This is a genomic window from Pseudomonas orientalis (assembly GCF_002934065.1).
Lineage (GTDB): Bacteria > Pseudomonadota > Gammaproteobacteria > Pseudomonadales > Pseudomonadaceae > Aquipseudomonas > Aquipseudomonas orientalis_A.
In genome coordinates, this window is sequence record NZ_CP018049.1 from 210,828 (window position 1) to 223,841 (window position 13,014).

9 protein-coding genes are annotated in these 13,014 nt (G+C 54.8%); all 9 read left to right on the forward strand.

The window, feature by feature from the left end; all coding sequences use genetic code 11:
- The first annotated feature begins 241 nt into the window (after positions 1–241).
- The 9 genes from BOP93_RS00850 (at position 242) to BOP93_RS00875 (ending at position 12,882) form a co-directional block, all read left to right on the forward strand.
- On the forward strand, positions 242–8,563 hold the full coding sequence (locus tag BOP93_RS00850; RefSeq protein WP_237140388.1) for a DUF637 domain-containing protein: 8,322 nt from the start codon (positions 242–244) through the stop codon (positions 8,561–8,563).
- A 9-nt stretch (positions 8,564–8,572) separates the two neighbouring features.
- On the forward strand, positions 8,573–8,965 hold the full coding sequence (locus tag BOP93_RS00855) for an SMI1/KNR4 family protein (protein WP_205885783.1): 393 nt from the start codon (positions 8,573–8,575) through the stop codon (positions 8,963–8,965).
- Positions 8,966–9,120: 155 nt separating this feature from the next.
- A complete protein-coding gene (locus BOP93_RS00860) occupies positions 9,121–9,810 on the forward strand; it encodes a transposase (protein ID WP_104501229.1) in 690 nt (229 codons plus the stop codon).
- Positions 9,811–9,845: 35 nt separating this feature from the next.
- Positions 9,846–10,052 (forward strand): cytidine deaminase-like fold-containing protein, encoded by a 207-nt coding sequence (locus tag BOP93_RS27560; protein ID WP_164665295.1) that lies wholly within the window; start codon positions 9,846–9,848, stop codon positions 10,050–10,052.
- Between the two features lie 35 nt (positions 10,053–10,087).
- Positions 10,088–10,489 carry a DUF6911 family protein gene (locus BOP93_RS27235; RefSeq protein ID WP_157943438.1) on the forward strand — a complete coding sequence of 134 codons (402 nt, stop codon included), beginning with the start codon at positions 10,088–10,090 and terminating at the stop codon, positions 10,487–10,489.
- Positions 10,490–10,660: 171 nt separating this feature from the next.
- Entirely contained in the window at positions 10,661–11,131 is a 471-nt protein-coding gene (locus tag BOP93_RS27240; protein ID WP_128876260.1) for a DNA/RNA non-specific endonuclease, read from the forward strand.
- Positions 11,128–11,433 carry a hypothetical protein gene (locus BOP93_RS00865; RefSeq protein ID WP_104501230.1) on the forward strand — a complete coding sequence of 102 codons (306 nt, stop codon included), beginning with the start codon at positions 11,128–11,130 and terminating at the stop codon, positions 11,431–11,433. The genes BOP93_RS27240 and BOP93_RS00865 overlap by 4 nt, the downstream gene beginning before the upstream one ends.
- A 191-nt stretch (positions 11,434–11,624) precedes the next feature.
- Positions 11,625–12,248 carry a hypothetical protein gene (locus BOP93_RS00870; protein WP_104501231.1) on the forward strand — a complete coding sequence of 208 codons (624 nt, stop codon included), beginning with the start codon at positions 11,625–11,627 and terminating at the stop codon, positions 12,246–12,248.
- A gap of 154 nt (positions 12,249–12,402) precedes the next feature.
- Positions 12,403–12,882 (forward strand): SMI1/KNR4 family protein, encoded by a 480-nt coding sequence (locus BOP93_RS00875; RefSeq protein ID WP_104501232.1) that lies wholly within the window; start codon positions 12,403–12,405, stop codon positions 12,880–12,882.
- Positions 12,883–13,014: the final 132 nt, after the last annotated feature.

The following is a 13,014-nucleotide window of genomic DNA, read 5'->3' on the forward strand; positions in this document are numbered from 1 at the left end:
ACCCCTAAATTCCGATAAGTGGGATCCAATTCACACCTTACTCGCGAACTTTTCCCCCTTTCCTTGTACTAACTTATTCGGCGATCTGATGGCTAAGTAATGGCATTTTCTCGATATGGAAATAAGAACTGACGTTCTATTTCCCGCCCGCCTGACGATCGCATGTCGACAGTAATGAGCGAGCACCCAGCGCCGGTTACTGCCGCATGTCCTTAATGCCCGCTGCAACGAGACTACGAAAATGGATGTTCGACAATTCGCCTTCCTGGCCCGCCAACCTTCTGCTGCCCTGAAGCCGCGAAACTCGTTCTTCGGCCTGCCCAAGCGTGGGCTGGCGTTGATCCTCGCCAACGCGCTGTTCTGGCAGCCGCTGCTGGCCCAGGCCGAGGGCATTGTGGTCAGTGCGCCGGGTACCACGGTGGGCGCGGCGGGTAATGGCGTGCCGGTGGTGAATATCGCCACGCCGAACGGCGCGGGTCTGTCTCATAACCAGTTCAAGGACTACAACGTCGGCCCCAACGGCGTGATCCTGAACAATGGCAACGGCCCTATGGTCAACACCCAACTGGGCGGGATCATTGTCGGTAACCCCAACCTCAAGGGCGGCGCGGCCAACGTCATCCTCAACGAAGTCAACGGCGGCAGCGCGAGTCAGTTGCGCGGTTATACCGAAGTGGCGGGGCAGTCGGCCAAGGTCATTGTGGCCAACCCGTACGGTGTGACGTGCAGCGGTTGCGGGTTTATCAATACGCCCAACGTGACCCTGACCACGGGTAAGCCGGTCATCGACCCGACCGGCCAGTTGAAAAGCTACCAGGTCGATGGCGGCGCCGTGACCATCGACGGCGAAGGCTTGAACGCCAGCAACGTCGAGCGCTTCGACATCATCACCCGCTCGGCCAAGATCAACGCTCAGATCAACGCCCGCGAACTCAACGTCATCGCCGGGCGCAACGACGTCGATGCGCAAAGCCTGAAAACCACCGTGCGCGCCGATGACGGCAGCGCCAAACCCGAACTGGCGATCGACTCGTCGGCCCTGGGCGGCATGTACGCCGGCGCGATCAAGCTGGTGGGCACCGAGGCCGGTGTGGGCGTGAAGCTCGACGGTACGCTCGCCGCCAGTGGTGGCGATATCCAGCTCGACGCCAACGGCCGCCTGAGCATGGCGCAGGCGGCGGCCACCGGTAACGTCAAGGTCAGCGCACAGACCGTCGACCTCACCGACAAGGTCTACGCCAACGGCAACGTGCGACTGAGCAGCGCCCAGGACCTGGTCAACCGCAAGAGCATTGCTGCCGGCCAGCGCATCGAGATCAACGCGGCCAGCGTGAACAACCCCGGCATCATCGAAGCCGGCGTCGCCGCCGATAACACCCGCAACACCACCGGCGACCTGGTGGTGAACGCGCAGACCGTCACCACCAGCGGCAACCTGCTGGCCAGCCGAGGCCTGGCAATTGCTGCCGCGCAAGCGCTGACCAACCAGGGCGCGATCATCCAGGCCAAGAACATTGAGGTCAGCAGCGCCAAGCTCACCAACCAGGGCGCCACCGCGCGTCTGTTCGGCGAGCAGAGCCTGGTGATCAGCTCACCGGCCATCGTCAACCTCGGTGGCCTGATCCGCTTCGGCGAAGGCCAGGCCGCCACGTTCAACAGCGCGTCTCTGGACAACCGCCAGGGCCGTATCGAAATGGCCGGCGGCAGCCTCGCGCTGACCAGCGCCGACCTGAACAACAGCGGCGGGCAAGTCATCGCCAACGACCTGAGCGTCAACGCCGGCAACCTGAACAACCAGAACGGCGTACTGGTAGCCAAAACCGCGACCGTCAATGCCAGCGACCTCGACAACAGCCTCAAGGGCCTGATCCAGGCCGACGGCGGCGCGCTCAACCTGACCGTCGCCAACACCTTCAACAACAACCAGGGTTTCGCCCAGGCCAGCACCGATCTAAACGTTACAGCCGGCACCCTCAGCAGCAACGCAGGCGGCGTACTGAGCGCCGACACCGGCAAGCTCACGCTGACCGCTGCGCAACAGCTCAACAACGCCCAGGGCCGCTTGCAGGCCGGGCAGGGCGATATCGACCTGCACGCCGCCAACCTGGATAACCAGGGCGGCGTGATCGTCGGCAAGCAACTGCTGCTCGACGTGGCTGGTGGCGATATCGACAACCGCGCCGGGCGCGTGTTGGGCGACCGCCTCGACGTACGCGCTTCCGGCCTCGACAACGGCAATGCCGGCCTGCTCGCCGGTGGCGCCCAGGGCGTAAGCCTGCTGCTCAAGGGCCCGGGCCAGTTGCTCAATGCCCAGGGCCGCATCCAGAGCGAGGGCCTGCTGCAACTGCAGGGCGAGCGCTTCGACAACAGCGCCGGCATCCTGCTGGGCCAGACCGTCGACGTCACCGCGCAGACCTTCAACAACAGCAACAAAGGCGCGCTGGTCAGCGATGGCGGCGACGTTGTGCTCAAGGTCAGCGACCTGCTCACCAACGTCGGCGGCCAGATCGACGCGGGCGAACGCAGCGTGCTGGTCAAGCAACTCACCTCCCTCAACAACGACGGCGGCACCCTGCGCGGCAAGCGCCTGGACATCGTCGCGCAGCAGTTGAACAACGACAACGGCCAACTGCTGGCCGGCGCTGAAGGCGTGACCTACAGCGGCCAGGACCTGAGCAACCGCAAGGGCCTGATCCTCAGCAGCGGCGCCCCCACCGTGCTCACCACCACCCGCCTGCACAACCAGGGCGGCACCGTGCAGGGCGACAGCCTGAGCGTCACCGCCAACAGCGTCGATAACGGCAGCGGCGGCCTGATGGCAAGCCTGGTCGGCAACCTGCAACTGACCGTCGAAGCCCTGGCCAACCGTGGCGGCAAACTGTTCGGCAAAGAACACGTGACCGTCAGCGGCGCGACCTTCGACAACAGCGCCGGGGGCCAGGTCAGCGGCAATCAGATCAGCCTGACCTCACGCGACACCCTCACCAACCAGGGCGGCCTGATCGAGGCCAACCAGGGCCTGACCCTCACCGGCGGCAACCTGGATAACAGCGCCAGCGGGCAACTGCGTGCGCTGGGCGGCGCCAGCAGCAGCGTCAACCTCAGCGGTGCGTTGAACAACCAGAACGGCACCCTCGAATTCGGCAGCCAGGCCTTCAGCCTCGACGCCGCCAGCCTCAACAACCAGAACGGCATGCTGCAACACGCCGGCACCGGCCTGTTCCACCTCAACACCGCCAGCCTCTCCGGCAGCCAGGGCAATATCCAGGGCACGGGCAGCGCCGACTGGGCGTTCGGCAACGTCGACGGCTTGGGCCGCGTGCAACTCAACGACGTGCTCACCTACAAGAGTGACCAGGCGCTGGCCCTCAAGGCCGGCGACCGCATGGCCAGCGCCAAGGGCTTGATTGTCAACGTGGCCAGCCTGGACAACGGCGGCGAACTGCTCAGCGACGGTGACATCAGCATCACCACCGGCGATATGAGTAACAGCGGCCGCGTCTCGGCCCTGCAAACACTCACGGTCGCCGCCAACAACCTCAGCCAGAACGGCGGCCGCCTGGCCGCCACCAATACCCGCCTGACCCTGGGCGGCACCCTGGACAACCTCGGCTTCCTCACCGCCCGCCAGCAACTGGATATCGCCGCCGCGCAAATCAACAACCGTGGCACCCTCGGTGCCCAGGGCGCGGTGAACCTCACGGCGGTCAACGGCATCACCAATGCCGCCGATTCGCTGCTGTTCAGCGGCGGCGACATGACCTTGCGCAGCAATGGCTTCAGCAACAGCTATGGCGACGTCTACAGCAAAGGTAACTTGAGCTTCGCCGCGCGGGATGGCGGGCGTGCCGTGCTGTTCAGCAACCGCTCCGGCACCGTGGAAAGCGAAGGCTCCATCGGCATCAATGCAGGCTTTATCGAAAACGCCAAGGACGAATTCGAACTCGGGCAGACGCTCACCACCGGCAGCCTGTATTGGGTTTGTTCGCAACACTGCGGCGAGAAAGACGACTGGGAACGTGGCGAGATCACCATCTACGAAACGTACCTTGAGGCGGCGACCAAGGATTCAGTATCGGCGCGCCTGGTGGCCGGCAAAGACATGCTGCTGCAAGGCGACAATGTACAGAACCGCTACAGCCTGATGGCAGCCAATGGCGACCTGAGCATCACCGCCGGTGACCTGCTCAACCAGGGCGCCGCCACGCGCACGGGGCAGCGCAAGATTGTCGTCAACACGCCGGGGCACGTTCCCGACGATTTGTTTGAGCGCATGCGCTATGTCGACGTTCCCGCGTTCAATGCGGCCACGGCAGCGGGGAATTTCGATAAGGCGCGCTTCGAAGAACTGAAAAACCGTTCGCCCAATAGCCGGCCTTTCGTCCACTCAAGCGACGTCACCACCTGGACCAGCAACGGCGGCCCCGGCTACGACGCCACGCTGCAGGCGGGCGGCACGGTCAACCTCAACGTCGCCCGCACCCTGCAAAACGGCACGCTGCACAACAACACCCTGGCCCAGTTGACCGGCACCCTCGGCGACGACCAGACCGGCATCCCCGTCGGCGGCATCAACATCAACCTGAGCAAACACGCCAACGACCCGAGCGCCCAGGCCCCCGGCAGCGTCTTGCCCGTCGTAGGCGTGGCCCCCGGCGGCGGCTTCGTACCGGTGGACTACACCGGCACCGCCTTCGCCCCGGTCGATCCCACCACCTCGCCCACCTTCCAACTGCCCAAGGGCGAGTACGGCCTGTTCGTCAAAAACGCCGACCCCACCAGCCATTACCTGATCGAGACCAACCCTGAATTCACCTCGGTGTCCGGTTTCTTCAGCTCCGACTACATGCTCGGCAAACTCGGCTTCAACGCCGACAACGCCTGGCGCCGCCTCGGTGACGGCCAGTACGAAACCCGCCTGATCCGCGACGCCGTCCTCGCGCAAACCGGCCAACGCTTCCTCGCCGGTGGCCTGTACAGCGACGCCGACCAGTTCCGCTACCTGATGGACAACGCGCTGGCCAGCAAAGACGCCCTGCGCCTTAGCCTCGGCGTGGCCCTCACCGGCCAGCAAGTCGGCGCCCTGACCCACGACATCGTGTGGATGGAAAACCGCGTCATCGACGGCCAGACCGTGCTCGTGCCGGTGCTGTACCTGGCCCAGGCCGACTCGCGCAACGTGCGCGGCAACAGCCTGATCCAGGGCCGTGACCTCAACCTCGTCACCGGCGGCGACCTGATCAACGTCGGCACCCTGCGCGCCAGCAACAACCTTACCGCCATCAGCAGCGGCAGTATCTACACCGGCGGCCTGGTCGAGGCCGGCAACAACCTGAGCCTGCTGGCCCAGGACAGCATCCGCAACGCCATGGCCGGCGAAATTCGCGGCAAACAAGTCAGCCTCACGGCCCTCAAAGGCGACGTCACCAACGACACCACCGCCATCCAGGTGCGTGACGGCGTCGGCATGCGCACCCTCACCGACACCAGCGCCGGCACCATCGTCGCCCGCGAAAACCTCGCCATCGACGCCGGCCGCGACCTCACCAACCGAGGCGCGCTGACAGCGGGCAACGACGCCAACCTTACCGCCGGCCGCGACCTCAACCTCATCGCCGCCAGCGACACCCGCGTCAAACACGAGACCCGCGACGACGGCGAGAAATCCAGCATCACCACCGACGTCAAAAACCTCGCCGCCAGCGTCACGGCGGGCGGCAACCTCAACCTGCAGGCCGGGCAAGACGTCAACATCATCGGCAGCACCGCCACCGCCGGCAAAGACCTCAACATCGCCGCCGGCCGCGACCTCAACGTCGCCTCGGTCAGCGACATGCACAACGTCGAAGGCAAGGAAAAGCACGGCAAAAAACGCATCAAGACCTCGGACGACCAGACCACCCAGGTGGCGAGTGTACTGACGGCGGGTGGGGATTTTGTCAGCCAGGCCGGGCGTGATACCACGATTGTGGCGAGCAGGATCAGTGCGGGGAATGAGGCTTATCTGTATAGCGGGGATAAGTTGAACCTGCTGGCGGCGCAGAACAGCACCTACAGCCTTTACGACATGAAGGAGAAGGGTGGCTGGGGCGCGAAGAAGACCAAGCGCGATGAGGTGACCCGCGTTACGAATGTGGGGACTGAGATCAAGACTGGTGGTGATCTGTCGCTGGTCAGTGGCGGTGATCAGCTGTATCAGCGGGCCAAGCTTGAGAGTGGTAAGGACCTGGCCATCACCAGTGGCGGTGCGGTGACGTTCGAGGCGGTCAAGGACCTGCATCAAGAGAGCCACGAGAAGAGCAAGGGTGACCTGGCGTGGACAAGCGCCAAGGGTAAGGGGAATACCGACGAGACATTGCGTCAGAGTGAGTTGGTGGCGCAGGGCGAGCTGGCGATCAAGGCCGTGGACGGCTTGAAGATTGATGTAAGGCAGGTTAACCAGAACACGGTAAGCCAGACCATCGACGCGATGGTCCAGGCGGACCCGAGCCTCGCCTGGATCAAGCAAATGGAGCAGCGTGGCGATGTTGACTGGCGCGAGGTCAAAGAGCTGCACGACAGCTTCAAATACAGTAATTCCGGTCTGGGCGCCGGCGCGCAAATTGTCATAGCGATCATTGTTACCTACTTCACGATGGGGGCAGCAAGCGGCGCAATTGCAGCTGCTGGGACGGGCACGTCGATGGCTGGTGCGACGGCTGCTGCCACTGCCACATCTGCCGCAGGCTGGGCCAATGCTGCGGGCAGCGTTGTGCTTGCCGGTATGGCGAGTAATGGTGCGATCAGCACGATCAATAATCGTGGCAATTTAGGCGCAGTGGTCAAGGACGTAACCTCCAGCGATGCGATGCGGGGCTATGTTGTCTCGGGTGTTACCGCGGGGCTGACCGCAGGGTTCTACGACGACTGGACCAGCACGCAGACAGGCACTACTACTGCGCTGCCTAACTCGGGCGCAGTGACATCTGCGAGCCCATTGAGTACCTGGCAAGGTGTTGGTCAATTTACTGCGAATCAGGTTCTGCAAAACGGCACATCGGCCATCCTGACTAAAGCGCTGGGAGGAGAAGCCAGCTTCGGGGATGCATTGCAAAGCAGCCTTGCCAATGCATTTGCTGCCTATGGCTTCAACATGATTGGTGATGTCTCCAAGAATCGGTTCGCCGACGGCGGTATCACCAAGATTGGGCTGCATGCGTTGATGGGCGGGCTGGCAGCTGAAGCTGCTGGCGGCGATTTCCGTACTGGTGCGTTGGCAGCAGGTGTGAACGAAGCCCTGGTAGACAGCCTCGCCAAACAGTACGCCAGCATGCCGGAGGATAAGAGAAAGAGCTTGCTGGTGATGAGCTCGCAGTTGATTGGTGTGCTTGCAGCGTCGATGGACAGTGATGCTGACGGTGAGAGTTTGCAGACCGGAGCATGGGTGGCGGGCAACGCTACTCAGTACAACTGGCTATTGCATGGGGAGATAGAAGCGGCGGACAAAGCGCGTGAAGGATGTAATGCACGTGGAGGAGACGTCGCCGGTTGTAAGCGAAGTATCACGCAAGCGATGGACAGTCTTGATAAAGCTCGAGATATGGAGCGAGCTGATCAAATTCGTCAGGTGGATTTAGCCAACTATCAAGAAGGAATGACGCCTGGAGAGTACAAGGATGCCTTGGATTCTTATTGGAATGGAATCGATAGAAGCGAGCTGGTCTGGACTGGCTATGAACCCGCTCACGAGTTGGGATATATCGCTGGCGAGATGGGGTCTGGGTTTGTTGATAGGGCTGTAGATTGGCCAGGTAGGGTCTATGACACGATCACTCATCTGACAGACATCCCGGCAAATCTACTTCAGGCTGGTAAGGATGGCGTCAATTGGATCAATAGCCCCATACCAGCACAGAGCCTCGAGCGGGCCGGCGACGAGCTGATTTTTGCAACCCCGGATAAGCTTGGCGGAATTGTGTTTGATGCAGCCACGGGGGCAATTACCGCGGGCGTGGGCGGCAAGGCAGTTGAGTGGATTGGTGGGCGTTGGGTAAGTAGGACCGCGGGCAATATTGAACCGCCAAATCTAAAGCCAACCCAGCTTAACGGTGATAATCCTTTACGTCCTGATAATACAGCGGCACAAGGATTTACGGATCTTTCGAGTCAGGCTCGGCGTTATTTGAAAGATCTCGAGGCGCAAACGGGTTTCAAAGTTACAGATGAGCAGAGAGCAAATTTAGCAAACACGCTGCGTCAGCAGGAATTCTCCAAGCTTTCTCCAGAGTTATCTGACATCAATAGGAAGGAATTTAACAAGGTAAAAAATGATCTGATAAATCAATGGGAGGTAAATACTGGGCAAGTGTGGCCGCGCTACACGGAGGATGTTGTCGCAAAAAACGGGGTGACAATTTCGCGAAAAGCCGGACAGCCGTTTGACGCACATCATATTATTGAAAATAGCTTTGGCGGACCTAACGAATGGTGGAATATGCATCCTGCCAGATTTCCGGATCAGCATCAGGGTGGAATACACCGTGCCGGAGGTGTGGCCAGAGAGATTTTTTCCGACAAAAAGTAGGGGGTGAAGATGGATATTAAAGCTTTTTTAAAGAGTAAGAAAGAAGAGCATTTGCTCGATGGCTTGGCTGCTGTAGATGATGCGAGTCTTAATGCAATAAGGGCAGGGCAGAAAAATGCTCCTGATGATTACTTAGAGTTTTTGCAGGAGTTCGGAAGTGGGGAAATTGAAACAGTCGGATTCATGCTCTACAACGGCCTTATAGAGGCAAGTGATATTTTTGATGAGGAGACTGCGGCGCAATTTGAAGGTGTCATGATCTTTGGCGATGATATGCAGGGACGATGTGTCGGTTTTGATAAAAATGATAAATGGGTTGTAGTGGAAATAGACTCTGCAGATATGAGTGTTAAAAAGTTATGTGATACATTTTATTTGTTTGTTTATAATTTGTTGGAATGAATTTGGAACAGAAAAGGGGGCTGAAAATGGTACGAATTTATTTTAGGTGGCAGTAAAAAACCTATTAAATAAATCTGTCCCCTTTTGATTATTCTATTTGGTTGACCTGTTGATGGGCGGCTAAGCTGTAAACTCTTATCCAGTTAGGAGGTTATATGGCTCGCCATCCTAGGGTTTTACTGCCGGGTATCCCGTTGCATATAATACAGCGGGGAAACAATCGGTCTGCGTGTTTTTATTCAGATGAAGACTACATTTTTTACATTGATACATTAGCCGTGCTTGCTCAATTGTATGGCTGTAAAATTCACGCATTGTGCTTGATGACAAATCACGTTCATTTGTTGTTGACTCCCACCTGCTGCGCAGGGGCTGGCCTACTTATGCAGGGGCTGGGGCAGCGCTATGTTCAATATGTCAATCGAACATATCAACGAACGGGCACATTGTGGGAAGGCCGTTTCCGCTCCTGTTTGGTTCAACAAGAAAACTATGTTTTAGCTTGCTATCGATATATCGAAATGAATCCGGTCAGAGCGGGCATGGTTGCTCATCCGGGCGACTATCGCTGGACCAGCTATAGGGCAAACGCACAGGGCGAGCTATCAGACTTTATAAGTCCGCATGCGGTTTATCGAGAGTTAGGTAGCGGCACCGCGCAACGAGCCGAAGCTTACCGATCTGTATTCAAGGATCGGCTTTCATCTGGATTGATAGAACAAATTCGATCTTCTACAAACGGTAATTACGTTTTGGGCGATCAGAAGTTTGCGTCCGAGATCGCGGAGATATTAGGTAAAAGAGTTTCACCGGGTGCGTCAGGACGCCCGAAAAGTGTGAGTTAAAAGAATAGAAGAGTAGTGGTCTGACCCCTATTTTCGTGACCCGTATTTTTCGTGGTCTGACCCCTATTTTTCATAGCTCTGGTAAAACTGCGGGGGCGGACATGTCCATGACGGTCGCAGGAAAAGATGTATGCGGTTTCTGCAAAGGTGACATTGCTGCTGCCGCAGAAAAAGCTGAGTTGAAATCGCTCACCGTGAAAGCTATAGATGATAAAACGGGACTTCCGAAAAACTATTACTGAGAGTCAGGCATGAAGTCCATTAAGGAGAAAAATAGATGATAATTGGAGGGTATACACTTAATCCTGAGCACGGTAGATTGCAAAACCCTCTTGTTCGCCAACCGTCCCTGGAAGATGTGAAGTCCATTATAAGCAAGTATAGAAAATTTGACGGTGTCGCTTCGTTGTCTATTTCACCGACGCCTGAATATGGACCGTATGAAATCAATCTTTACGCTGATTCTGGAAATTATCTTTTGATGCTAAATCAATACCTTGAAGATGGTGAGCACGTCGTGCGTACTCTTAATAATACGTCGATGGGGACAAGTTCAGTTGAGATTTTGGGCGACTATTACCCGGCGAGTTTCATAACTAGAGATATAGGTGTCGTTACTTCTTGTTTTCAAGAGTTTTTGAATTTTGGTGATGTGAGTTCGTTCGTCCTGAGTGCATAGAAATAATAGAAATGTAATAAAAGAGTAAAGGGGGCAGATTTATTTAAATTAGAGTTTAAAGGTGCATTAAATAAATCTGTCCCCTTTTGTTAGAATCGTCAAGACACACCAACGGCTGAAACAATCAAAGTCGACAGCAGTAAGCCAGTCAAAGGATCGCCTGAGTACGAAATGCTCAACAATCCAGAAGCACGTATGCCCAACCAGCGTTATGAGCTGGACAACGGCACTACTTTTGTAACCGACAGTAGAGGTCTAGTCGAAGAGCTCACGTTCACCCCGGTTGATATCAAGGTTCCACGAGACGCGAGGCAAACTGCTGCTGGGAAGACCGGTAGAGAAACTGATGTAGGCGGACACGCACAAGCGTGTAGTCAGGGTGGGACATGCGATGGTTACAACTTGTTCGCCCAAGATCAGAATTTCAATAGCTCAGCGTATAAGGTATTTTACGAACACAAAATCAAGAGCGCTTTGAACGATCCAAATAAAGTAGTAGGACCGACAACTATAAAATTTAATCGCGAAGATCCTCGATCGTTGCGCCCAGATACGTTGGATGTTACTTATATAATCGATGGAAAGCGTCAAACTGTTCGATTTGAAAATGAAGCTCGCAGAATACCGGAGCATAAAGAATGATTACCAAAGATATAGAAATTGTTAAAGGTATATTTGAATTGCTTCAGTCAGGAATTGTTGAAGATTATGATGCCTTCAGGTATGAGACTGAGGTGTGCGATGGATACATGGTTGAAGAAATCTCCATTGAGAAAAATGGCGTGGTAAATGAGCAGCCGCAAACTGATTTCAATGGTGCTGTTTTGTATCGATTAATTAAGGAGTTGAAGGCTAGCGCAGCATCGCGGGGTGAGAACTGGAGTTCTTTTGTGATGAGTTACGATGTTGGTGGGCAAGTAAAGACGAATTTCGTTTATCCGTGAGTAAAAGTGTGAAATTAATTTTTGAGTGTGATTGATTGTCCATTTGATTTGTGTCAAGGAGGGTTATATAAAAGGGGTGGGTTTATTTGAATTTGTAAAGATAGAAAAAACAAATTTAATAAGTTCGCCCTATTTTTCATTGGTTGGATAATCGGTCCTTCCCTTTTACCAGATTTACCAAGAGCAAAGTGATGTCTACCCTTTTAAAGGACTGGTGCGTTTTTTGTGAGGGAAAAGCCTATTTTGATAAGTCGCACTTTTTAGCGCTGTTCAAAGTGCATTCTTCTCTAGCTGAAATTACTGAAGCGTTAAGCTATTTTCCTCAAGCTGACAATTTGGTATCGCGCGTGAATGAGGTGATCCAAGCTGGTACGCTTGAAGATAAGTTATATCTATGCCCGACGATTGAATCTAGCGACTTTGAATTGATGCAAAAGGCAAAACTCTGGTTGCAAGCTCAGGCAAGTTTCTGTAAGTCTCTTGGAGACGACGAGTTGTACGGGATATGCCAACGTGCAAAATTGTTGTATGGAAGCAAAGATCAATTTAACGATTATGATAAATTAGACATTCCCAGCAATTGGATACTTGAACTGGTGGGGGATCAGGTCAGGGATTGCAGGTTGCTAAAAACAGAGCAAGAGTATGCACTGTTTGAGGCCCTTTACGGAGTTGCCGCTGATTATTATTTGGCTTGGTATATGGGGCAGCCTTTAATAAATCTGGATTTTGACTTTCGTTCATATTTTGAATTTTGGTGCTTAGGCGGTATTGGGTATCTCAGTGAAGATAAGTTCTTTGTTTGTCGAAAATAAAAGAGTGGGGGAAATGTACTTAGATCTGTTATGGCAGTACAAGACCTATTAGATAATATCTATCCCCCTTACTCTGTAAGTTGCAACTGGTTTCCGAGGTTTTTCAGTGGTGAACGTCACGTCGGGTGGGGATCGATGAGTAAAGGGGAATAAAATGATCGCAGGCGTAAGTTTTAACTCTTATTTTGGCCAAGGTGATTTTGCTGATATCGACGCTTTTGAAAAAATGGCGGGGATAGTTTTTCCAAAAAAATATAAAGAAATTTTAATAGGGTTCAATGGCGCGTTTATTTTAAATAAGCCTGTTTTCAAGTTTTATAATCGCCTACTCGGCGAAGATGTTATGAGCAGCGCTGGCATGTTTTTGCCTTTCGGTGAAATCGAAGGAACATTTGAGACAATGGAGATGAAGTACCGTTATCCGCCAGAAGGCTTTGTTCAAGATTTAATTATCTTCTCAGTGTTAGGGAATGGAGACGCGCTCTGTTTTGACTATCGTGAAAGTCGGTTTCCTGACGATCCAGGCGTGGTGATGTGGCATCATGAAGCTGCACCAAATAGTGATTCAGAATTATCATTTGTTGCTTCCTCATTTTTAGAGTTTTTAGAAAAATTATTTGAAAGGTTATCTTAATAATAGATAAGCAGGAAAAGTGGGCGGGTTTGTTTAAATTCGAGCTGAAGGGAAAAGGGGGCAGATTTATTTAAGTTAGAATTGAAAGGTATGTTAAATAAATTTGTCCACTTTTGTTATAGGCGCTATAAG

What these genes read in the sequence shown, in the direction of transcription:
- BOP93_RS00850 (WP_237140388.1), top strand. Translation starts at nt 242, where the DNA reads ATGGATGTTCGACAATTCGCCTTCCTGGCCCGCCAACCTTCTGCTGCC.
- BOP93_RS00855 (WP_205885783.1), top strand. Translation starts at nt 8,573, where the DNA reads ATGGATATTAAAGCTTTTTTAAAGAGTAAGAAAGAAGAGCATTTGCTC.
- BOP93_RS00860 (WP_104501229.1), top strand. Translation starts at nt 9,121, where the DNA reads ATGGCTCGCCATCCTAGGGTTTTACTGCCGGGTATCCCGTTGCATATA.
- BOP93_RS27235 (WP_157943438.1), top strand. Translation starts at nt 10,088, where the DNA reads ATGATAATTGGAGGGTATACACTTAATCCTGAGCACGGTAGATTGCAA.
- BOP93_RS27240 (WP_128876260.1), top strand. Translation starts at nt 10,661, where the DNA reads ATGCTCAACAATCCAGAAGCACGTATGCCCAACCAGCGTTATGAGCTG.
- BOP93_RS00865 (WP_104501230.1), top strand. Translation starts at nt 11,128, where the DNA reads ATGATTACCAAAGATATAGAAATTGTTAAAGGTATATTTGAATTGCTT.
- BOP93_RS00870 (WP_104501231.1), top strand. Translation starts at nt 11,625, where the DNA reads ATGTCTACCCTTTTAAAGGACTGGTGCGTTTTTTGTGAGGGAAAAGCC.
- BOP93_RS00875 (WP_104501232.1), top strand. Translation starts at nt 12,403, where the DNA reads ATGATCGCAGGCGTAAGTTTTAACTCTTATTTTGGCCAAGGTGATTTT.